Source organism: Bradyrhizobium sp. INPA03-11B, assembly GCF_040446015.1.
In the GTDB taxonomy this organism is placed as follows: Bacteria; Pseudomonadota; Alphaproteobacteria; order Rhizobiales; family Xanthobacteraceae; genus Bradyrhizobium; species Bradyrhizobium macuxiense_A.
The window spans coordinates 108,750-130,312 of record NZ_JASGSR010000004.1 but is presented as its reverse complement, the minus strand read 5'-3'; the positions used below and the strand labels follow the sequence as shown (position 1 = coordinate 130,312).

22 protein-coding genes are annotated in these 21,563 nt (G+C 65.5%); 9 read left to right on the top strand and 13 right to left on the bottom strand.

What is annotated here, in order from left to right:
• The first annotated feature begins 213 nt into the window (after window positions 1-213).
• Window positions 214-1,191: a magnesium transporter CorA family protein gene (locus QMZ05_RS02975; RefSeq protein WP_353699413.1), complete on the top strand. Its 978-nt coding sequence runs from the start codon at window positions 214-216 to the stop codon at window positions 1,189-1,191.
• A 139-nt stretch (window positions 1,192-1,330) separates the two neighbouring features.
• Window positions 1,331-1,552, top strand: a complete 222-nt coding sequence (locus QMZ05_RS02970) for a hypothetical protein (protein WP_050423076.1) — start codon at window positions 1,331-1,333, stop codon at window positions 1,550-1,552.
• 132 nt (window positions 1,553-1,684) lie between these two features.
• Here the strand turns inward: QMZ05_RS02970 and QMZ05_RS02965 are convergent, their stop codons facing one another.
• Window positions 1,685-2,437: an SDR family oxidoreductase gene (locus tag QMZ05_RS02965; protein WP_353699412.1), complete on the bottom strand. Its 753-nt coding sequence runs from the start codon at window positions 2,435-2,437 to the stop codon at window positions 1,685-1,687.
• Between the two features lie 147 nt (window positions 2,438-2,584).
• On the bottom strand, window positions 2,585-3,226 hold the full coding sequence (pdxH, locus tag QMZ05_RS02960; RefSeq protein WP_353699411.1) for a pyridoxamine 5'-phosphate oxidase: 642 nt from the start codon (window positions 3,224-3,226) through the stop codon (window positions 2,585-2,587).
• 108 nt (window positions 3,227-3,334) lie between these two features.
• Between pdxH and QMZ05_RS02955 the strand changes: the two genes are divergently transcribed.
• Both QMZ05_RS02955 and QMZ05_RS02950 read left to right on the top strand, forming a co-directional pair.
• Window positions 3,335-3,757 (top strand): RT0821/Lpp0805 family surface protein, encoded by a 423-nt coding sequence (locus QMZ05_RS02955; RefSeq protein WP_353699410.1) that lies wholly within the window; start codon window positions 3,335-3,337, stop codon window positions 3,755-3,757.
• Between the two features lie 124 nt (window positions 3,758-3,881).
• A complete protein-coding gene (locus QMZ05_RS02950) occupies window positions 3,882-4,847 on the top strand; it encodes a J domain-containing protein (RefSeq protein ID WP_353699409.1) in 966 nt (321 codons plus the stop codon).
• Between the two features lie 388 nt (window positions 4,848-5,235).
• Here the strand turns inward: QMZ05_RS02950 and QMZ05_RS02945 are convergent, their stop codons facing one another.
• Both QMZ05_RS02945 and QMZ05_RS02940 read right to left on the bottom strand, forming a co-directional pair.
• Window positions 5,236-6,000 (bottom strand): anti-sigma factor, encoded by a 765-nt coding sequence (locus QMZ05_RS02945; RefSeq protein WP_353699408.1) that lies wholly within the window; start codon window positions 5,998-6,000, stop codon window positions 5,236-5,238.
• Window positions 6,001-6,066: 66 nt separating this feature from the next.
• Window positions 6,067-6,555: a sigma-70 family RNA polymerase sigma factor gene (locus tag QMZ05_RS02940; RefSeq protein ID WP_050423071.1), complete on the bottom strand. Its 489-nt coding sequence runs from the start codon at window positions 6,553-6,555 to the stop codon at window positions 6,067-6,069.
• Window positions 6,556-6,784: 229 nt separating this feature from the next.
• Between QMZ05_RS02940 and QMZ05_RS02935 the strand changes: the two genes are divergently transcribed.
• From QMZ05_RS02935 to QMZ05_RS02920, 4 genes are all read left to right on the top strand, one after another.
• Complete coding sequence (locus QMZ05_RS02935) at window positions 6,785-7,384, top strand: histidine phosphatase family protein (protein ID WP_353699407.1); 600 nt, start codon at window positions 6,785-6,787, stop codon at window positions 7,382-7,384.
• Window positions 7,385-7,459: 75 nt separating this feature from the next.
• On the top strand, window positions 7,460-8,548 hold the full coding sequence (aroC, locus tag QMZ05_RS02930) for a chorismate synthase (protein WP_353699406.1): 1,089 nt from the start codon (window positions 7,460-7,462) through the stop codon (window positions 8,546-8,548).
• Window positions 8,549-8,590: 42 nt separating this feature from the next.
• Entirely contained in the window at window positions 8,591-9,784 is a 1,194-nt protein-coding gene (locus tag QMZ05_RS02925; protein WP_353699405.1) for an adenylate/guanylate cyclase domain-containing protein, read from the top strand.
• Between the two features lie 12 nt (window positions 9,785-9,796).
• Window positions 9,797-10,684, top strand: a complete 888-nt coding sequence (locus QMZ05_RS02920) for a DMT family transporter (protein ID WP_353699404.1) — start codon at window positions 9,797-9,799, stop codon at window positions 10,682-10,684.
• Window positions 10,685-10,690: 6 nt separating this feature from the next.
• Here QMZ05_RS02920 and clpS read toward each other — a convergent pair whose 3' ends face one another.
• Window positions 10,691-10,996, bottom strand: coding sequence for an ATP-dependent Clp protease adapter ClpS (gene clpS, locus QMZ05_RS02915; protein ID WP_021076758.1), 306 nt, complete (start codon window positions 10,994-10,996; stop codon window positions 10,691-10,693).
• A gap of 245 nt (window positions 10,997-11,241) precedes the next feature.
• On the opposite strand from clpS, the gene QMZ05_RS02910 reads away from it, so the two are divergent.
• The gene (locus QMZ05_RS02910; RefSeq protein ID WP_353699403.1) at window positions 11,242-12,090 is read left to right on the top strand and encodes a DUF1194 domain-containing protein; all 849 of its coding nucleotides are present in this window, start codon (window positions 11,242-11,244) and stop codon (window positions 12,088-12,090) included.
• Between the two features lie 104 nt (window positions 12,091-12,194).
• Here the strand turns inward: QMZ05_RS02910 and QMZ05_RS02905 are convergent, their stop codons facing one another.
• The 8 genes from QMZ05_RS02905 to QMZ05_RS02870 form a co-directional block, all read right to left on the bottom strand.
• Window positions 12,195-13,019, bottom strand: a complete 825-nt coding sequence (locus QMZ05_RS02905; RefSeq protein WP_353699402.1) for a nucleotidyltransferase domain-containing protein — start codon at window positions 13,017-13,019, stop codon at window positions 12,195-12,197.
• Between the two features lie 53 nt (window positions 13,020-13,072).
• Window positions 13,073-14,314 (bottom strand): methyltransferase, encoded by a 1,242-nt coding sequence (locus QMZ05_RS02900; RefSeq protein ID WP_353699401.1) that lies wholly within the window; start codon window positions 14,312-14,314, stop codon window positions 13,073-13,075.
• Window positions 14,307-15,080: a TlyA family RNA methyltransferase gene (locus QMZ05_RS02895; RefSeq protein ID WP_353699400.1), complete on the bottom strand. Its 774-nt coding sequence runs from the start codon at window positions 15,078-15,080 to the stop codon at window positions 14,307-14,309. The genes QMZ05_RS02900 and QMZ05_RS02895 overlap by 8 nt, the downstream gene beginning before the upstream one ends.
• A gap of 20 nt (window positions 15,081-15,100) precedes the next feature.
• The gene (locus QMZ05_RS02890) at window positions 15,101-15,664 is read right to left on the bottom strand and encodes a nucleoside 2-deoxyribosyltransferase (RefSeq protein WP_353699399.1); all 564 of its coding nucleotides are present in this window, start codon (window positions 15,662-15,664) and stop codon (window positions 15,101-15,103) included.
• Between the two features lie 159 nt (window positions 15,665-15,823).
• The gene (gene dxs / locus QMZ05_RS02885) at window positions 15,824-17,752 is read right to left on the bottom strand and encodes a 1-deoxy-D-xylulose-5-phosphate synthase (protein WP_353699398.1); all 1,929 of its coding nucleotides are present in this window, start codon (window positions 17,750-17,752) and stop codon (window positions 15,824-15,826) included.
• Between the two features lie 544 nt (window positions 17,753-18,296).
• Window positions 18,297-18,548, bottom strand: a complete 252-nt coding sequence (locus tag QMZ05_RS02880; protein WP_050402357.1) for an exodeoxyribonuclease VII small subunit — start codon at window positions 18,546-18,548, stop codon at window positions 18,297-18,299.
• Between the two features lie 127 nt (window positions 18,549-18,675).
• Window positions 18,676-19,602 (bottom strand): histone deacetylase family protein, encoded by a 927-nt coding sequence (locus QMZ05_RS02875; protein ID WP_353699397.1) that lies wholly within the window; start codon window positions 19,600-19,602, stop codon window positions 18,676-18,678.
• A gap of 258 nt (window positions 19,603-19,860) precedes the next feature.
• Complete coding sequence (locus tag QMZ05_RS02870; protein WP_353699396.1) at window positions 19,861-21,531, bottom strand: 5'-nucleotidase C-terminal domain-containing protein; 1,671 nt, start codon at window positions 21,529-21,531, stop codon at window positions 19,861-19,863.
• Between the last annotated feature and the right edge of the window lie 32 nt (window positions 21,532-21,563).

Below are 21,563 nucleotides of genomic sequence, written 5' to 3'. Positions count from 1 at the left end.
GATCTGTGGCTTTTTTGCCGCAAGTCTTCTGGTGTGGGACCAGTTTTTGTGCAAACAGGCAACGGTTGTTCAATCGAAGCGGCTTCAACGTCACATTCACCGCCATCCGGCTGCCACAAACATGGACGCCCGGTTAATGCCCCGGTCATGAAGCGCCAGCCAGAATCGCGCTAAGTCGGCGGGTCCTGCCAGCCCTGTTTTGTGGAGTTCCTGATGCTGTCGGTGTTCGTTCCCTCCGATCTTTCGCTGAAGAAGGCCGCCGCCACGGACCTCGGCGCGCTGCCGGAGGGCGCGGTCTGGGTCGACCTGGTGAACCCGACCGTCGAGGAGGATCGGGCCGTCGAGAAGCTCGCGGGGATCGCGGTTCCGACCCGGGAGGACATGCAGGAGATCGAAATCTCCAGCCGGCTCTACATCGAGAACAGCGCCCGCTACATGACCGCGACGCTGATGTGCCAGTCTGACACCGACATGCCGCGCACCACGGCGGTCACCTTCATCCTGACCAGCCATCGGCTGGTGACGGTGCGCTACGACCTGCCGAAGCCGTTCGCGCTGGTCGAGAACAAGCTGGCCCGCGCCTGCTCCCCCAGCATCACCGGCGAGCAGGTGCTGATGGAACTGCTGGACGCCGTGATCGACCGTTGCGCCGACCTCCTGGAGCGCTGCGGGGCCGACATCGACCAGGTCTCCCACGACATCTTCGAGCCGGAGAGCGAGCGTCACGGCCACGCCAAGCAATATTCGCAGATCCTGATCGCGATCGGCCGCAAGGGCGACCTGACCTCGAAGGTGCGGGAAAGCCTGGTTTCGATCGGCCGCCTCGTGACCTTCCTTTCGGCGATCGTGGAAGGTGTGAAATGGTCCAAGGACATGCGTGAGCAGCTCAAGACCATGCAGCGTGACGTCGCCTCCCTGACCGATCACGCCTCCTATCTCTCCAACAAGATCACCTTCGTGCTCGACGCCATGCTCGGTGTGGTCAATCTGGAACAGAACAACATCATCAAGCTGTTCTCGGTGATGGCGGTGGTCTTGATGCCGCCGACGCTGATTGCGTCGATCTACGGCATGAATTTCAAGATCATGCCGGAACTCGAATGGACGCACGGCTATCCGCTGGCGCTCGTGCTGATGCTGGTTGCGGCTGTTGTGCCGTACTGGATCTTCAAGTGGAAAAAGTGGCTGTAAGGCCTGTTTTTCGAGGCACGCGTCGCATTTTGGGATTCGGGCAACTGCCTTATTTCCTCTGCTAAAATTTGAGCGTTGCGCTGAACGTTTGGGCGAAACTTGTCTGCGATAACGCCTGCCTCGAAGCCGGAGGACAGCAATGGTTGAGAAGATCATAACGCCACGGCGTAACGTCATCGACTTTGCGCGCTATCAACAGGACCGCGCAGCAGGCAAGGTGCAGGCGATCTCGCCGAGACTTTGCCGTTACTGTGACGCTGCGCTGCTTGATGGCGAGGACGAGGACGACTGCTCCAGCGCGCTGAATGACGTCGCGCTGCGGCGGACTGAGAAGAAGTCGCGTCGGTTCTATGCGGACTAAAGGCTGAGGCCTTCTGGAGGCAGAAGCCTCGTCTGCATCGTTACGCCTGCCATCGAAGCAATCCCTGCACTACGGCCGCGGCGGCGGCCGGGATCGCCTCGAACCTCTTCCCCCGAACATCCAAGCCAAAGCTCAGACGTGCTGGCCACCATTGATGTGGATCTCGGCGCCGTTCACGTACGAGCTGGTTTCCGTGCACAGCACGTAGATGATCTTGGCGACCTCGTCCGGGGTGCCAAGGCGGTGCATCGGGATCTGCTGATCGACGATCTTCTCGGTGCCGGGCGACAGGATCGAGGTATCGATCTCACCCGGGGCGATCGCGTTGACGCGAACGCCGACGCGGCCGAAGTCCGACGCCATCTCGCGCGTCAGCGCCGCAAGCGCCGCCTTCGACGTCGCGTAGGCCGCGCCGGCAAACGGATGCACGCGCGAGCCGGCGATCGAGGTGACATTCACCACCGCGCCCTTGGCATGCTTCAATTCCTCGATCAGCCCGCGCGCGATCATGATCGGCGCGAAGAAGTTGACGTGGAAAACATGGGTCCAGGTCTCGATGTCGGTGTCCATGGTGCCGAGCCGGCCGCCGCCCACGGCTTTCGGCGAGATCGCGGCGTTGTTGACCAGCGCATGCAGTTCATCATTGTCCAGCCGCCGCCGGATCTCCGAGATCGCGCGCACCGTGTCGTCATGGCTGCCGAGGTCGACCTCGATATGATCTTCCGGCCCGGCGCCCCAGGGGCAGACCTCCGGGAACGCGTGCCGCGAGAGGGTGATGACGCGCCAGCCGGCAGATGAGAACCGGATCGCGGTGGCATGGCCGATGCCGCGGCTCGCGCCGGTCAGGAGCAGCGTGCGCCGCGGTGCATTGGAGGGGCGGGTCATCGACGGTTTCTTTCGTTTTCGCCATGCGCGGCACAGTGCCGGGCATCGACGTCTTCGAACGAAGAGGGGATCAGGACGTCGATGGCCGGGTCATCTTACACGAAGACGCGCTTCGCGCTTTCGCCCTTCCATGACAGTCGCGGGTTTTCAGGGATAGAGCCGCAGCTTCGACCATGCGTGACCTTCGTCATCGCGGCGGAATTCGATGCGGTCGTGCAGGCGGAACGGGCGGTCGTGCCAGAACTCGAAGCGCTGCGGCGTGATCCGCCAGCCGCTCCAGCCCGGCGGCCGCGGCACCTCGCCGATCACATACTTCGCGCCGACCTTGGCGATCGCCTGCTCGAAGGCGAAGCGGCTCTCGAGCGGCTGCGATTGCTTGCTGGCCCAGGCGCCGATCTGCGCCTGCTTCGGCCTTGTGGCGAAATAGGCGTCGGCCTCGGCATCGGCGACCTGCGTCACCGGCCCGCGGATGCGCACCTGACGGCGCAGCGATTTCCAGTGAAACAGTAAAGCGGCCTTAGGATTTGTGGCCAATTCGCGGCCCTTGGCGCTCGCAATGTGGCTGTAGAACACGAAGCCGTCGGCATCGAAGCCCTTCATCAGCACCATCCGCACGTCGGGCAGCCCGTCGGCATCGACGGTCGCAAGCGCCATCGCGTTCGGATCGTTCGGCTCGGACTTGACCGCTTCCGCAAACCATTCAGCGAACAGGGCGAACGGCTCCTCCGCCGCGGTGAAATCACCCGATGTTAACGGTGTCGGGTGTTTGATGGAGGTCGTGTCGGTCATGTCAGGAGTCCCGATTTGCGTTCGCCCGCGTCCGAGAGCGCGTTACTAGCCCTATATAGGGCATGGGGGCGCGTTGGCCTATCGGCGATCCACCCCGCGGGCGCGGTGGTGACATTGATCCTGATCGGCGTCGGCGCAAGCGGCTGCAGCCTGTCGCGCAGCGATGCCTTCGCCAAGATGGACGACAAGGATGTGACGGGCTCGATCAGCCCGACCCAAGTTAATTCGACCCAGGTCAGCGCCGTGATGCCGACCGACAGTGATCTTGCCTTTGCCCGCAACGCGGCCTCCGACGTGCTGACCAAGGGCGACAAGGATTCCAGCCAGCCCTGGGAAAATCCCGAGACCGGCGCGCGCGGCTCGGTGACGCCGCTGGCCCAGGCCTATTCGGGCGAGGACGGCAGGACGTGCCGGGATTTCCTCGCCAGCTATGTCAATGGCGCCACCGAGAGCTGGCTGCAGGGAGCCGCCTGCAAGGCTGGACAGGGGCGGTGGGAAATCCATAGTTTGAAGCCTTGGAGAAAGTCCTGAGAGTTCCGGCAGAAGCCGGTACCGGCCTAGTTGCAAAAATGCCACTGAGCCCCCACATAAAGGTAAAGTGGGCCCGGACGGGTTCCCGGCCAGGACTGATTTTCCCGTGAAGGAGACGTGACGGATGCGCGACCCCTATGAGGTCTTGGGGGTGCAGCGGAGCGCCAGCGCTGCGACGATCAAGAGCGCCTATCGCAAGCTCGCCAAGAAGCATCACCCTGACAACAACAAGAACGACCCGAAGGCGGCGGCCCGCTTTGCGGAGATCAACACGGCCAACGAGATCGTCGGCGACGAGGACAAGCGCAAGCAGTTCGACCGCGGCGAGATCGATGCCGAGGGCAAGCCGCGCTTCCAGGGGTTTCCTGGCGGTGGCGCCGGCGGCCGTGCCGGTCCGGGCAGCGGCTTCGAGTACAGTTTCCGCGGCGGCCCCGGTGGCGGCGGCATGGGCGGCGGCAGCTTCGAGGACATCCTCAACAGCATGTTCGGCAACGCCGCGCGTGGCGGCGCTGGCGGCCGCGCCGGGCGAGCCAGCCCGTTCGAATTTGACGGCGGCGGGGTCGGCGTCGACCTCGATCTGTCGGTCGCCATGACGGTGTCGCTGGAGGAATCGGTCAGGGGCGGCGACAAGCGCGTGCGCCTGCCGACCGGCCGTGAGCTCAACGTCAAGATTCCGCCCGGCGTCACCGCCGGCCAGCAGATCCGGCTGAAGGGCCAGGGCGACACCGCGCAGGGCCACCCGCCCGGCGATCTCCTGATCACGATCTCGATCGCGCCGCACCCGTTCTTCAAGGTCGACGGCAATGATCTGCGGATCGACCTGCCGGTGACCCTCTACGAGGCGGTGCTGGGCGGCAAGGTCCGCGTGCCGACGCTCGGCAGTGCGGTCGAGCTGTCGATCCCGAAGAACACCTCCAGCGGCCGCACCTTCCGCCTCAAGGGCAAGGGGCTGCCGAAGGCGGGCGCTGTCGGCGATCTCTATGTCACGACCCGCATCATCCTCCCCGACGGGAACGATGCAGAGCTTGAGGCATTGATGCAGACGTGGCGGGAGCGAAATCCCTACAATCCGCGCAGCGACCTCGGCTGACCGCCGGGAGCGCGCCCCAGAGACGCGAAGACGCGAAACTGCAACTACCCCGGACTCTATCGGGGTAGACGCGGCGCCGTGAGCGCGTCAAAGGATGACCGGCCGTCCAAACTCCTGGCCTGCGGCGTGCAGACCGGATGGCGGAAAAAGGAGTGCGGCCTCGAGAGGGGGACCAGCGCGGTACACAAAACCCCAATCGAGGCCGCGTGCGCCGATCGGCGGATCGGGCGCAGATCATCTTCGCGTGAGCATCCGGTGCGATAATGAGACGCGGCAATGACGCGAATCGAAATTTTCAATGTCGGAATTGGGACGCCGAGTGAGGCTGGATTCACTTACTCGAAACGGCACATTTTCACGACGCGATCTCCCGTAAAATTACGGGAGATCAGCCGCCGTTCTTTTCCATCTGATCGTAGACCGCCTGTGCGACCTGGGTCAGGCGCGTGCGGTCGGTGCCGCCGCTGACGACATAGGCGACGCCGCGATCGGCCCAGAACAGCGCGCCGTCGCTGCCTTGCGCGGCGTAGCGCATCTGGGTCGCCTCGGTCTTCGCCTTGGCGGTGTAGACCGTGAAGCGCTCACCGGACGTGCTCTCATACATCAGGAACGACGCCGGCCCGCTCGGCCCCGGCAGCAGGCGGCCGCCGACCAGCTTCAGCCCGGTGAGGTCGGGGGCGCGGACGTCCCAGCCGCAGCGCTTGGTCAGCCATTGCTGCAGATGATCGCGCTCGCTGCCGGGCACCTCGACCGGATGGCGGACCTCGACCACGTAGAGCCGGTGCGCATCGAGCGCATCGAGCGTGAAGCTCTGGAAGGTCGAGGGCGCAGCGGTAGCGCCGCGCGCGATCCAGCCGACGCCGCCGCCGGCGATGAAGGCGGCAAGCGTTGCCGCCACCGCGCCATAGACCCAGCGGCGCGGCTGGCGCACCAGCCGCTCGAGCTCGAGCCGCTTCGGCACCGCCTCGTCCAGCACACCGTCGTAGCGCGCATGCAGCGTCTCGGCCATCGCGCGCCATGATTGCACCCGTGCAGCGTCGTCGGGATGGGTGGCGAGCCACGCCTCGACATCGCCGCGGCGTTCGGCCGGCAGCTCGTTGTCGACGTAAGCGTGCAGTTCGTCTTCGGTGACGGGAATGTTCGGGTCGGTCATATCAGTCGTCTCTGCCAAATCTTGTTCGAAAATCGCTCATCGTAACGTCTGCCAATGCGCACATTATCATTTCACCCGCCTCAGCGCCGGGCGCTGGCCCTCGATCGAGGCCCGCACATGGGCGCGCGCACGGGCGAGGCGGGACATCACCGTGCCGATCGGCACGCCCTGGATGTCGGCCACCTCCCGGTAGCTCATGCCCTCCAGCATCACGAGCAGCAGCACCGAGCGTTGCTCCTCGACCAGCGTCGACAGCGCGCGCTCGATGTCGCGGCCCTCGGCCTCGGTGCCGCTGGCGTCGGCATTGTTGTCGAGCAGCGGCATGAAGGCCGGCCGCCGCGCCAGCGAACGCCGCCGGTTCTTGTTCAGATTGGTCAGGATCGTATAGAGCCAGCTCCTGACGTCGCCGCCGAGAAACAGCCGCTCCGAGCGCAGCGCGCGAACCAGCGTGTCCTGCACCAGGTCGTCGGCGATATCCGTGTCACGCACCAGCGCGCGCGCATAGCGGCGGAGCGCTGGAATCATGGCTTCGACACTTTGACGAAACGCGGTCATGCATCCAGTCTTCGATGGTCGCGGCGATGGCCGCCTTGTCAAACATAACACCCAAACGACGTGCCTATTCCGGTGCGCCGACCTGCGCGCAGTGCGCCTCTGCTGCGGCCGATTTGGGCTTGTCGCCAGCCGAAGTGCTGGTGTACCTCCGAGCCGAAAAAATTCGAAGCGTGCAAGCCTCAGGTCAGGCGCCCGACAGCTCGCTCAACAGGGACCAGCCGTTACGGGAATGCCGGTGCCGACGATCTACTACATCCGCCACGGCGAGACCTCGTGGAACGCCGAAGGCCGGCTTCAGGGCGTGCAGGACATCGCCCTCAACGAGCGCGGCCGTGCCCAGGCTGTGCATGCCGGCCGCATCCTCGCCGATCTCCTGGCGCGTGACGGCCGTGACAAGACGACGCTGCCATTCGTTGCAAGCCCGCTGATCCGGGCGCGCGCGACCATGGAGCTGGTGCGCAGCGAGCTTGGCCTGCCGCCGGGCGATTACGCGCTCGACGCACGGCTGCGCGAGATCGCTTACGGGACCTGGGAGGGCTCGACCTTGGCGCAGGCGCAGGCCGCGGACCCCGTCGTCTATGCGCGCCGCCTGGCTGAGAAGTGGCAGGTGTCGCCGGAGGGCGGCGAGAGCTATGTCGACGTGCAGGCGCGGATGACCGAATGGTACGGTTCGGTGACGTCAGACACGGTCGCCGTCGCCCATGGCGGCACCGCGCGGGCGCTGATGGTCGCGCTCGGCTTAGAGACCCCGGCCTCGGCCGCCGACCTCACGATCGAGCAGGGCGCGGTCTACGTGTTCGGCGCGGCGGGCCTGCAGAAATATAGTTAAGGGCACCCGGTCGGCCACGTCTTTGGGCTCATGAAACCCGTTTGACGCTGCCGACCCCGCGCGTTACGACACGCCATGTCCTTCAATACTTTCGGCCATATGTTCCGCGTCACGACCTTCGGCGAGAGCCATGGGGTTGCGATCGGCTGCGTGGTGGACGGTTGCCCGCCAATGATCCCTCTGACGGTTGAGGAGATCCAGCGCGACCTCGACCGCCGCCGGCCCGGCCAGTCGCGCTTCACCACCCAGCGCCAGGAGCCGGATGCGGTGAAGATCCTGTCCGGCGTGATGGCGCATCCGGAAAGCGGCGTGCAGGTGACCACCGGCACGCCGATCGCGCTGCTGATCGAGAACACCGACCAGCGCTCGAAGGATTATTCCGAGATCAAGGACAAGTTCCGGCCCGGCCATGCCGACTTCACCTATGAAGCGAAATACGGCCTGCGCGACTATCGCGGCGGCGGACGCTCCTCCGCGCGCGAGACCGCGACCCGCGTCGCGGCCGGCGCGATCGCGCGCAAGGTGCTGCCGGAGGTCAAGGTGCGCGGCGCGCTGGTGCAGATGGGGCCGCACAAGATCGACCGCGAGAAGTGGGACTGGGACGAGATCGCCAACAACCCGTTCTTCTGTCCGGACAAGGACAAGGCGGCGTTCTTCGAGAGCTATCTCGACGGCATCAGGAAGAGCGGCTCCTCGATCGGCGCCGTCATCGAGGTCGTTGCTGAAGGCGTGCCGGCCGGTCTCGGCGCGCCGATCTACGCCAAGCTCGATAGCGATCTGGCCTCGGCGATGATGAGCATCAACGCGGTCAAGGGTGTCGAGATCGGCGCGGGCTTCGGCGCCGCCGAACTGTCAGGCGAAGAGAATGCCGACGAGATGCGGACCGGCAACAACGGAACGCGTTTCCTGTCCAACCATGCCGGCGGAGTGCTGGGCGGCATCTCGACCGGCCAGCCGGTGGTGGTGCGTTTTGCGGTCAAGCCGACCTCCTCGATCCTGACCACGCGCCGGACCATCGACCGCAAGGGCGCCGATACCGACATCCTGACCAAGGGCCGCCACGACCCCTGCGTCGGCATCCGGGCCGTGCCGGTCGGCGAGGCCATGATGGCCTGCGTGCTGGCCGATCATTTTCTGCGCGACCGCGGGCAGACCGGGCGCTGATCCCCTATATAATGGCGGTACCAGACCGCCTTGGGGACTGCCATGAACGCGTCGGAGCTTCGGGACATCATCGAATGGATGATCGGCGGCGCGCGGTCGGCGCCGACCCCGCCGCAGATGATGGCGGAGTGCTGCGAACGGCTGGTACGGGCCGGCCTGCCGCTGTGGCGCGTCGGCGTCTTCGTGCGCACGCTGCATCCCGAGATCTACGGCCGCCATTTCTTCTGGAAGCAGGGTGCCGAAGTCGAAACCGGTACCGTCGATCACAACATCCTGGACTCCCCGGAATTTGCCGTCAGCCCCCTGTCGATCGTCTTCAGACAAGGTGTTGAAGTGCGCGCGCGGCTGGACGATCCCGCCAGCAAGCGCTTTCCAATCGTCGTGGATCTCCACGCGGAAGGTGTCACCGACTATATCGCCGTGCCGCTGGTTTACACCGACGGCTTCGCCAACGCTTCGAGCTGGACCACGCGGCAGCCGGGTGGCTTCACCGACGAGCAGCTCGATGCGATCCGCTCGATCACTGTCCCGCTGGCGCGCTACATCGAGATCGTGACGCTGCGCCGCACCGCCACGCTGCTGCTCGACACCTATGTCGGCAACCGGGCCGGCGAGCGCATCATGGGCGGCCAGATCCGGCGCGGCCATGCCGACACGATGGATGCCGCGATCTGGCTCTCGGATCTGCGCGGCTTCACCGCGCTGTCGGACCGTTTGCCGCCCGAGACCGTGGTGGAGATCCTCAACCTCTATTTCGATTGCCAGGTCACCGCGATCCGCGAGCATGGCGGCGAGGTGCTCAAATTCATGGGCGACGGCCTGCTCGCGGTGTTCCCGGTCGACGAATATCTCGGCGACGAGGTGCAGGTCTGCTCGCGGGTGCTGGAGGCCGCGCGCGCATCCCGCGCCGGCGTCGAGGCGCTGCAATTTGCCAATGGCGACGCCGTCGAGCGCTTCCGCTTCGGCGTCGCGCTGCATCTCGGGCGCGTGCTCTACGGCAATATCGGCGGCGGCAACCGGCTCGACTTCACCTGCATCGGCCCGGCGGTCAATCTCGCCGCGCGGCTGGAGAAGATCGCCGGCCGGCTCGGCCGCACCGTCGTCGCGTCCGAGCGCTTCGCCGGCCTCCATGACGGTGGCTGGAGCGATCTCGGCGAGTTTCCGATCGCGGGGTTCTCGAAGGCGGAACGGGTCTACGGCCTGTTCGACGAAGCGCCGATTGCTGCGGCCAGCTAGCGTCGGTGCGACGTGACTGACACGGACGCGCAGCATCGCACCGGGATTGCGCTGGTCGTGGCGGCCGCGGCCGCCTGGAGCACCGCGCCGTTCTTTACCCGGCTGCTTCACTTCGATTCCTGGACCATCCTGTTCTGGCGGGGGCTGTTCGGTGGCGGCGCGATTGTGCTGTTCCTGGTCGCGACGCAAGGCCGGCGCGGCGTGCGCGATCTCGTCGCGATGCCGTTGAGCGGATGGCTGGTGGCCGGTCTCTCGACCCTCGGCATGGTGACGTTCATTCCGGCGCTGCAACTGACCAGCGTCGCCAATGTCGCAATCCTGATCGCGATGCAGCCGTTTGCGGCCGCTGCGATCGCCTGGCTTTGGCTGCGCGAGCGGGCGCGCCCGGGCACATTGCTGGCGAGTCTCGTTGCGCTCGCGGGCGTCGCCGTCACCGTCAGCGGCGCCGGAGGCATCACGGATTACAGGGGCATCGGGCTTGCCTGCGTGATGGTGCTCGCGATCTCGCTGATGACGGTGGTGATCCGGCGGCACAGGGGCACGCCGATGATACCAGCTGCGGCGCTCTCCAACTTCCTCGGCAGCGCCGTTAGCCTGCCGCTGGGGCTCGGCATCGGCGCGGTCAGCGGTGCCGATCTCGGCGTGCTCGCGATGTTCGGCGCATGCCAGGTCGGGCTCGGCCTCACTTTGTTTACGGTCGGCTCGAGATTCCTGCCGTCCGGTCAGGCGTCCCTGATCGCAACCCTCGAAACGCCGCTGATGCCGTTCTGGGTGTGGCTGGCGTTTGCCGAAGTGCCGTCGCTGCGCGCCCTCATTGGCGGCGCGCTGGTGATGGGGGCGGTCATCGCTGACATCCTAGTCGGCCAGCGGACGCAGCTCGCGCAGCCCACGGAGCGGTGAGGGCCGCTACTCTTCCGGCTCTGTCGTGAACAGCAGCGGATAGCCCTTGGCGCGGCCGGCATCGGTGGCGCGCGTCGCCTTGGTCTCGGCGACGTCCCGGGTGAAGACCGCGACCACGCAGACGCCGCGCTGATGCGCGGTCAGCATCACCTTGTAGGCTTGGTCGTCGGTCATGCGGAATTCGCCCTTCAGCACGGTGACGACGAATTCGCGCGGCGTGTAGTCGTCGTTGACCAGGATCACCTTGTGCAGGCGCGGCCGCTCGACCTTGGTCTTTGTCCTGGTTTTCGGCTTGACGACAGTATCGGGCATCGCACTCCCTCGCGATTGCTCCGTAAGAATACCGTCTTCCGGCACATCTTGGAACCGTTCGATTTGCACGGCGTCATTGCGGCAACGGCACGGCGCATGTTGCCGCATTCGCGGCAACAACGTCCAACTTGCAAAAGCGACTGAACTGCGGACCTCTAACCTGAATGTGAAGGACAGATGCTGTTCGCGCTTTGCGTCGCCGGATTTGCGTGTCACGATGACAGGTACACGACGGGAGGTCCGCCATGCGCTGGTATGTCTCGATCGGAGCGGTGCTTGTCGCCGGCATGCTCGCTGGCGGCGATGTGGCCGCTGTTGCCGCGCCCGGCGCGGGTACAGAGCCCGACCGACGGGTCGAGAAGGAGTCTTCGCCGAGCGTGGATGTCGAGCTGATCCTCGCAACGGACGTCTCGTATTCGATGGACATGGACGAACTCGCGATCCAGCGCGAGGGCTACGCCCAGGCGATCGTTTCCAAGGAATTCCTGCAAGCGCTGAAGGCCGGCCCGAACGGCAAGATCTCGATCACCTATTTCGAATGGGCCGCTTCCAACGACCAGAAGGTGATCATTCCCTGGCGGGTGATCGACGGCCCGGAATCCGCCGACGCCGTCTCCGCCGAGATCATGAAGACGCCGGTGCGCCGCGCCTCGCGCACCTCGATCTCGGGTGCGATCTATTTTGCGATCCCGATGTTCGACGAGAATCCGCATCGCGGCCTGCGCCGCGTGATCGATATTTCCGGCGACGGCCCCAACAACAACGGCGCGCCGATCACGCCCGCGCGTGAGGCGGCGCTGGAGAAGGGCATCGTCATCAACGGCCTGCCGATCATGGTGAAGGAGCCGTCCTACTCCACGATGGATATCGAGAATCTCGATTGGTACTACGAGGACTGCGTGATCGGTGGTCCGGGCTCCTTCGTGGTGTCGATCAAGGACCGCGAGAAGTTCAAGGAGGCGATTCGCACCAAGCTGCTGCTCGAGGTCGCCGGCCGCACCCCCGAGCGCCCGATCGTGCGGACCGCCGAGAAGGAGCCGCGGGTCAGCTGCACGATCGGCGAGAAGATCTGGCAGGACCGCTGGGGACGGTGATCTTGTAGTAGCGTTGCGTAGGATGGGTAGAGCGAAGCGAAACCCATCATCGTGCCGCGGGTTCGAAGTGATGGGTTTCGCTGCGCTCTACCCATCCTACGCGTCTACGATATCTCCCGCAGCTCGCTCTCCAGCACGCGCAGCGTCCGCAACGCATCCGCGTATTCAGCCGCTCCGATCCGCCGCCAGACTTCGGCGACGCGCGCGGCGAGGTCACGGACCGTCACGGGAAAATTCGCAGCCTGCGCCAGCGCGCCCTTCTCGTTGATCAGATACTGTCCGTTCAGCGCAAACAGCACCTGCGCGGTGCAGGCCAGCGCGCGATAGGCGCAGCCGGCGATCTGCGTGCCGTCGTCCCGCGGCATGGCAAGCTCGGCATTCTCGATCGCGAACAGGATTTCCCATTGAAAGCGCCGGACCAGCGCGTCGCGCAGGGCCGGCGGGTAAGGCGTAGTCTTTTCCTTTATCGCCGCGACGAGGCCCTCCGGATCATGCAGCACACGGCACAGCGCGATCTCACCCATCCAGATCGCCGAGCAGAAGCCGTGCGGATGGCCCGGCTGGTAGTGCATGCTGATCTCGCCGCTGCGGCAGGCGTCGATCACGGCCGTGACCTGTTCGACGCTGCGGTAGAGCAGGTCGATCTTGCGGCCGTCGATCACAAGCCAGGCGCCGCCGACGATCCACGGTCCCCATTCGCCGACCGGCGTTACATGCGCAGCAGCGGGATCGTCGACCAGGCCCGTGACTGCCGTGCGCAACCGATCGATTTCGAGAGCCGCGCTATCCCGGTAGTAGAGGCCAAGGTCGTAGTCCGAAGTTTCATGTGCCGTGCCGCGTGCCCGCGAGCCGCCGAGCACGATGCCGGCAATGCCGGGAACGGCAGCTAGGACAGGGATGATGCGCGCGAGCAGCGGATCTTGGGACATGCGAGGCGGATTATAGCGAGACCACCGCTCGCTGCGATAGGCGCAACGATGCCTCAGCGCGTGAAGCGCGCCACCAGCTCGACATGCGGCGTGTGGCGGAACTGATCGACTGGCGTGACGCCGGCGATCTTGTAGCCGCCATCGATCAAGATTTTCGCGTCGCGCGCAAAGGTCGCGGCGTTGCAGGACACCGCGACGACCACCGGCACCTTGCTCGCCGCAAGCTGCGTGACCTGCGCCTGCGCGCCCTGCCGTGGCGGATCGAACACGACGGCGTCATAGTCGCGCAGCTCCTGCGGCATCAGCGGGCGGCGGAACAGGTCGCGCGCCTCGGCCTTGAGCGGCTTCAATCCGGGCGTCGTCTGCGCGGCCTTCTGCAGCGCCGTGATCGCACCGGCGTCGCTGTCGAAGGCCGCGACCCGCGCCTTCTCCGCGAGGCGCAGCGCGAACGGGCCAACGCCGCAGAACAGATCGGCGATGTTCTTGGCGCGGCCGCAATGCTCGCGAACCAGCGCCGCCAGCGTCTCCTCGCCCTTGACGGTCGCCTGCAGGAACGAGCCCGGCGGCAGCACGACCTTCGCCTTGCCGATCGCTATCTCGGGCGAGCCGCGCTGCAACACCAGCTCGCCGTGCCGTGTCAGCCGCGCCAGGCGGTGTTTCTCCGCAACCCGCGACAAGGTGGTGATCAGGCTGGTCGGCAGCGCGCCGGAGCCGCGCACGTCGATGTCGAGGCCGTTCGCGGTCGCCGTCACCTGGATGTCGAGCGGCTTGCCGATCGAGATCAGCGGCTCGGCCACGGCCCAGGCCGCCTCGAGCGCGCCGCCGAGCACGGGGTCGAGGATCGGACAGCGGTCGACCGGGACGATGTCGTGCGAACCGGCGGCGGCGAAGCCGACCTTGAGGACTTCGTGGGTGCCCATGCGTCCGTGCAGCGTGATGCGGCGGCGGCCGGCGCCATGGGCGTCGCGCAGCGGTGCGACCTCAGTCGCGATCTTCGCCTGCGCCAGCGTCTCCACCACGATGTTGCGCTTCCAGGCGTCGTAGGGCGCCTCGTTCCAGTGCTGGATCGCGCAGCCGCCGCAGACGCCGAAATGCGGACAAAACGGCGCAATGCGCTCGGGGCTTTGCCGCGTCACCCGCACCAGCCGCCGCCGGTCGGGATGATTGCCGGGGACGTCCTCGACCTCGACCGTTTCCCCCGCGAGGGTGTAGGGCACGAAGATCGACTGCGATCCGTCGATCGCGACGCCGTCGCCGCGGTGGCCTACATGGTCGATGGTGAGGACTTCAGCCACGGCGCGCGCCGAGGAAGAATTCGATATTGCCGTCGCCGCCCGATATCGATGACGGAAACACCTCGATGTCGGTGCAGCCGAGCGAGGCGGCAAAGGCTGCGATATCGTCGCAGATCTCCTGGTGCACCATCGCATTGCGGATGACGCCGCGCTTGGAGTGCTTGCGGGGCGCCTCGAACTGCGGCTTGATCAGCGCCAGCAGATGCATCGGTGCCGCCGCCAACGACAGCGCCACCGGCAGCACCAGCTTCAGCGAGATGAAGCTGACATCGATCACGACGATATCGGGCCGCGCCGGCAGCCGCTTGCCCTCGTAGTTCCTGATGTCGGTCTCCTCCATGGAGACGATCTTCGGATGGCCTTGCAGCGAGGGATGCAGCTGGCCGTGGCCGACATCGATGGCGAACACCAGGCTCGCGCCATTGGCGAGCAGCACCTCGGTGAAGCCACCGGTCGAGGCGCCGACATCGAGGCAGACATGGCCCTCAACGTCGATCGGATAATGCTCGAGCGCGCCGGCGAGCTTGACGCCGCCGCGCGAGACATAGGGATGCGCCGGCTCGGCCGTGAGTGTGGCGCCGGGGGCGACGATCTCGGACGCCTTCGCGATCGGCTTGCCGTCGGCGGTCACGAGGCCGGCGTCGATCGCGGCGCGCGCCCGCGCGCGGCTCTCGAACAGGCCGCGTTCGACCAGCAGCACGTCGATGCGCTTGCCGGCGGATGCGCTATTGTCGTTGTCGCCCGCCTTGCTCACTTGCTTGCTCACTTACTTGCTCACTCACTTGCTCACTTGGCGCTCTGCCGGCGCTGCGCGGCGGCGAGCCGCACGCAGGCCTCGAAGGAGGTGAGGTCGTGCCAGAGGTCGGCCGCCGGCTCCCGCGGCGTCACCAGCGGGCTGCCGTGCAGATCGAGCGCGTGCATCATCATCAGATTGTCCGGCAATCCAAACTCTTCCACCGTCAGCCCCTCCGCGTCGATCAGGCGTCCGTCGGATGCCGGCACGACCTGGCTCAGCCGCGCCACGCGATTGGCGTAGGACGTGGGATCGTTCGAATAGGCGAGGCACAGTTTGCCGCGTCCCGCCATGTAGCCGAGTTCGTAGACCGTGCCTGCGTCGGCACTGGGGCCGCGAAACGGCGTCAAATTGGCGACGATGGCGTCGGCCGACTCCATCATCGCCTCGTTGCTCTTGAAGATGGTGAGCGAAGCGCCGGCGACGGTGGGATTGATGCTGTTGTCGAGCGGATACAGCCCGGTCAGCCCGTGATAGGCGCAAACCTCCGCCTTGCGGCGGCCGATCTCCACGGCATCCGGCAGGAACACGTCAGGACCTGCCAGATAGATTCTCATGGACTTGCCCAGGACAAGATCGACTTGAAACCTCTCCCATCGGGAGAGGTCGCGCCGGAGGCGCGGGTGAGGGGTAATGCACTTTCATGGGACCTCACCCCCTCACCTGGATCGCTCGCGCGATCCGACCTCTCCCCGGTGGGGAGAGGTGGAAGGCGATTACGCGAGCTTGACGGTCTCGGTCTTGTAGTCCTTGCCGAGGGTTTCGAACACCTTGGCAACGATGCTCTTGGCGTCGAGACCGGCGCGGCCATACATCGCCGCCGGCGTGTCGTGATCGAGGAACACGTCGGGCAGGATCATCGAGCGGAACTTGAGCATGCCGCTGTCCAGCATCGCGTTGTCGGACAGGAACTGCATGACATGCGAGCCGAAGCCACCGATCGAGCCTTCCTCGATCGTGATCAGGATCTCGTGGTCGCGGGCGAGCTTCATGATCATCTCTTCGTCGAGCGGCTTCATGAAGCGCGCGTCGGCGATGGTGGCGGAGAGGCCGTGGGCGGCGAGCTCGTCGGCCGCCTTCTCGCACTCGGCGAGGCGGGTGCCGAAGGAGAGCAGCGCAACCTTCTTGCCTTCGCGGATGATGCGGCCCTTGCCGATCGGCAGGGGAACGCCGACTTCCGGCATCTCGACGCCGCGGCCCTCGCCGCGCGGATAGCGCAGCGCGCTCGGGCGATCGTTGATCGCGACCTGGGTCGCCACCATGTGCACCATCTCGGCCTCATCGGAGGCCGCCATGATCACGAAGTTCGGCAGGCAGCCGAGATAGGCATTGTCGAACGAACCGGCATGGGTCGCGCCGTCGGCGCCGACCAGGCCGGCGCGGTCGATCGCGAAGCGGACCGGGAGGCTCTGGATCGCGACGTCATGGACCACCTGGTCGTAGCCGCGCTGCAGGAAGGTCGAGTAGATCGCGCAGAACGGCTTGTAGCCTTCGGTGGCAAGGCCCGCGGCGAAGGTCACCGCGTGCTGCTCGGCGATGCCGACGTCGAAGGTGCGGTCCGGGAACGCCTTGTTGAAGATGTCGACGCCGGTGCCCGACGGCATCGCCGCAGTGATGGCGACGATCTTGTCGTCCTTCTGCGCTTCCTTGACGAGGCTCTGGCCGAACACGTTCTGGTAGGCCGGCGCATTCGGCTTGGCCTTGGCCTGGGTGCCGGTCGCGACGTCGAACTTGACGACGGCGTGGTACTTGTCGGCGGAAGCCTCGGCCGGACCGTAGCCCTTGCCCTTCTGGGTCACGACGTGGACCAGGATCGGGCCGGTCTCCATGTCGCGGACGTTCTTCAGCACCGGCAGCAGATGGTCGAGATTGTGACCGTCGATCGGGCCGACATAGTAGAAGCCGAGTTCCTCGAACAGCGTGCCGCCGTCCATCATGAAGCCGCGGGAATATTCCTCGACGCGGTTGGCGCGGTTGGCGAGGATCTTCGGCAGGCGCTTGTTGATCTGCTTGGCGGCCTCGCGCAGCGAGCGGTAGGTCTTGCCGGAGTAGAGCCGCGACAGATAGGCGCTCATCGCGCCGACCGGCGGCGCGATCGACATGTCATTGTCGTTGAGGATCACGATCAGGCGCGAATTCATCGCGCCGGCGTTGTTCATCGCCTCATAGGCCATGCCCGCCGACATCGCGCCGTCACCGATCACGGCGATAACGTTGTTCTTGCCGCCGGAGAGGTCGCGCGCCACGGCCATGCCGAGGCCGGCCGAAATCGAGGTCGAGGAGTGCGCGGCGCCGAACGGATCGTAGTCGCTCTCGGTGCGCTTGGTGAAGCCGGAGAGGCCGCCGCCGGTGCGCAGGGTGCGGATACGATCGCGGCGACCGGTCAGGATCTTGTGCGGATAGGCCTGGTGGCCGACGTCCCAGATCAGGCGGTCGCGCGGGGTGTCGAAGATGTAGTGGATGGCAGTGGTCAGTTCGACCACGCCGAGGCCGGCGCCGAAATGGCCGCCGGTCACCGACACGGCGTCGATGGTTTCCTGGCGGAGCTCGTCGGCAACTTGCCGGACCTGCTCGACCTTCAGCTTGCGCAGGTCATCGGGCGTGTGAATAGTGTCAAGAAGCGGCGTTTTACTAAATGTGGTCACAGCGAATTTCCAATTTTTGCCTGTCGGAACGAACCGCCCGACGCGAGATGGGTTGGCGCGCACATCGCGCAGCGAAAGCCAGACACTGGGTGCCGCCCCGGCAGACCGTGCCTGGTTGTAAGCCTAGATTCACTCCGGATTGGACCACGTGATACGCATCACCTTGGTCGCTCTTCACCCGTCCCGGTTCAGTTTTGTCGAACCATTTGAGATGCATGCCGCCCGAAAAATCGGGCCGCCGGCCACCCTCAAATGCCCATAGAACTGGAAGCATTACACCAAAGCCGTAACCAAAGCCAACCCGATAGGCGGCGCAGGGTTCCTATGCGTCGTCTTGAAAAACCTAGACTTTTCAACGGTTGGGGCCCGGAGCGGGTTCCAATTTTGCCATTTTAGCGGCAACCGGCCGGTCCGGAACGGCCCGATTCGCGGCCGCACCGGGTCGCCGCGGCGACCCCGCGGCGTGATCGATCCATGGAAATACGCAGCAACAATTGCCCGCGGTGGCGGGCATCCTGTCGCAGGGTCGCGGCGGTCGGCGGCGCTACTGCACGTCGAGCGGTTCGGTACCGTTCGGCTGGCCCGAGGCGTCGGTGGTGATCTTGTCGACGCGGGCTTCGGCCTGGCGCAGCAATTCCTCACAGCGCCGCTTCAATGCCTCGCCGCGCTCGTAGATCGCGACCGATTCCTCAAGCGGGACCTTGCCGTCCTCGAGCCGCTTGACGATCGATTCGAGTTCCTCGATCGCGCGTTCAAAGGAGAGCTTCTTGACGTCGGCTTGAGTGTTTTCGGCCATTCTTGCGTTCCCGATTGCGTGGATCAGATCGCAACCTGATCTTGTCGTCCAAACATGACCTGTCGCAGGCCATGCTTGCCCCGGCGCAGAATCAATCGAATTTTTGCGGGCGTATTGTGGCGGGTATTTAGGCGCCCATCAATGCGGTGACATGAGATGCCACCGACTCTTTCAGGCCCTCGAGGTCGTAGCCGCCTTCCAGCACGGAGACGACGCGGCCGCCGGCGCTCTTGTCGGCGAGGTCCATCAGCTTGCGCGTGACCCAGCCGAAATCCTCGCCCGTCAGGTTGATCGAGGCCAGGGGATCGCGGTGATGGGCGTCGAAGCCCGCCGAGATGACGACGAGTTCGGGAGAAAACTTCACGAGCTGCGGCAGGATCAGGTTCTCGAAGGCGGAGCGGAATTTGGCGCCGCCGTCGCCGGGTGCCAGCGGCGCGTTGACGACGGTGTCGTGTTCGCCGCGTTCGCCGGCAGCCCCGGTGCCGGGGAACAGCGGCATCTGATGCGTCGAGCAGTACATCACGGTCGGATCGGCCCAGAAGATGTCCTGCGTGCCGTTGCCGTGATGGACGTCGAAATCGATGATCGCGGCGCGCTTGATGCCGTATTTGCGTTGTGCGTGGCGCGCGGCGATCGCGACATTGTCGAAGAAGCAGAAGCCCATCGGCGTCGATTTCTCGGCGTGATGCCCGGGCGGGCGCACCGCGACGAAGGCGTTGTGGTGCTTGCCCTCCATGACAGCATCGGTGGCGGCGACCGCGCCGCCGACGCCGCGCATCACGGCTTCCCAGGTGCCCGGTGACATCGAGGTGTCGCCGTCGATATAGATCATGCCCGAGGTCGGCGCGATGTGGCGCAGCTCGCCGACATAGTGCTCGCCATGGCAGAGCAGCACGGTGTCGAGGTCGCCCTCCGGTGCGAGGTCGCGCACCAGCGCCTTGAAGCGGTCTTCGCCGAGCACCTCGGCAACCGCCCGCAGCCGGTCGGGGCGTTCGGGATGTCCGGGTGGGGTCAGGTGATCGAGGCAGGCGGTGTGCGTCAGAAGCAGTGTCATGCAAATTCCCGGCGCAATGGAGGCGCGTGCGAGGCTTCAATGTAGGCCGTTACCGGCCTACCGGAAAGGCCTTGCTCTGACCCGGTCCTCACCTTTTCGGGACAGCGGCCGTGCGAGACGGCAAAAGGCCCAGTTCTCTCCACGTCATTGCGAGCGAAGCGAAGCAATCCATTGTCACCGAGCATGCGGAAGTATGGATTGCTTCGTCGCTGACGCTCCTCGCAATGACGCGGATGGATATGTGTTCCAAGCCCGCATTCAGTTGATCCGCTCGATCCGCTTGCCGGCCGCCGGGCCGACCGGGCTGTTGGCCTTGAAATAAGCATAGAGCGCGTCGACGTCGTAGATGCCGAACTGCGGCGCTGTCCCTTCCTTGAACACCGTGAAGCCGTCGCCGCCTTCGGCGAGATAGTTGTTGACGGTGACGCGATAGCTCGCGGCCGGGTCGATCAGCTTGCCGTCGAGCGACATCCGCGCGGCGATGATGCGCGCGCCGTCACCCTTGCTCGCATCCCACGTATAGGCAAAGCCCTTCGAGACCTGCAGGGCGCGCGGCCGCTTCGGGTCAGCCCATTGCTGCTCTAGCACGTCCTTGAGCTGCTTGCCGGTCAGCGTCATCGTCACCAGCTGGTTGCGGAACGGCTGGCTTGCGAAGATGTCGGCATAGGTGACCGCGCCGTCCTCGCGCTTGACGATGTCGGTGCGCACGCCGCCCGGATTGGTGAAGGCGATCACGGCGCCGCCGTTCGGCTCCGGAGCGGTCGCTGCGAGTTGCGCGTCGGCGACGATATCGCCGAGCACGCTTTCGCCGGTCTCGCCGGGCGCGCGCGACAGCGTCTCCGTGACCGAGCCCGCCGCGCGGTTGGCGATCGGCGCGGCAAGCCGGTCATAGGATTCCAGCAGCGCGCTCTGCTCGGGATCCTTGGCGGTGCCGCCGATCTTCACGATGGTGTTGTCGGCCTTGGCACTGATCACGTCACGGGTCTTCGGATCGAGCTGCAGATCGATCGCGGTGACCAGCGTGCCGTATTTGTCGCCTGACGTGACGAGCCGTCCGTCGATCTCGCAGACATAGGCCTGGTGGGTGTGGCCGGAGATCACGACGTCGACCGCGCGATCGAGCTTCTTGACGATGTCGACGATCGGCCCGGAGATCCCGGGGCATTCATTATAGTCGCCGGTCGGAAAGCCGCCTTCGTGGATCATCACCACGATCGCCTCGACGCCCTTCGCCTTCAACTCGGGAACCAGCGCATTGACGGTGTCGGCCTCGTCGCGGAATTCGAGGCTGGCGACGCCGGCCGGCGACACCAGGTTCGGCGTGTTCTTCAGCGTCAGGCCGATGAAGGCGACCGGAACGCCGTCGAATTCCTTGATCTCGTAGGGCGGAAACACCGGCTTGCCGGTGGCCTTGTCGATCGTGGAGGCGGCCAGATAGCGGAATTTGGCGCCCGTGAACGAGTGCGGCCCCTGGCACTTGTCGACCGGGTGGCAGCCGCCATTCTGCATCCGCAGCAGCTCGTCCTTGCCCTCGTCGAATTCGTGATTGCCGACCGAGGAGATCGCAAGCCCCATCATCGAGAGCGACTCGATGGTCGGCTCGTCATGAAACATCGCCGACAAAAACGGGCTCGCGCCGATCAGGTCACCGGCCGCGACGAAGATGTTGTTCTTGTGTCCTGCGCGCAGCTGCTTGACCACAGTGGCGACGCGCTCCGAGCCACCGGCGGGCACCATGATCTTCTTGGTCGCGTCAGCGGGATCGGTGATGCGGATGCCGCCCGGCGGCGGCCGCAGATAGCCGTGGAAGTCGTTGATCGCGAGAATGCGCAAGTCGACCGGCGCGGCGCTCTGCGCCAGGCAAGGGCCAGTTGCGGCGAGGCCAAGCGCGAAGAGCGTGGCGAGGGGCGTGAGGCGGGGGTGTCTCATGACCTGTCCAAGGCTTACACAATCATGGAACA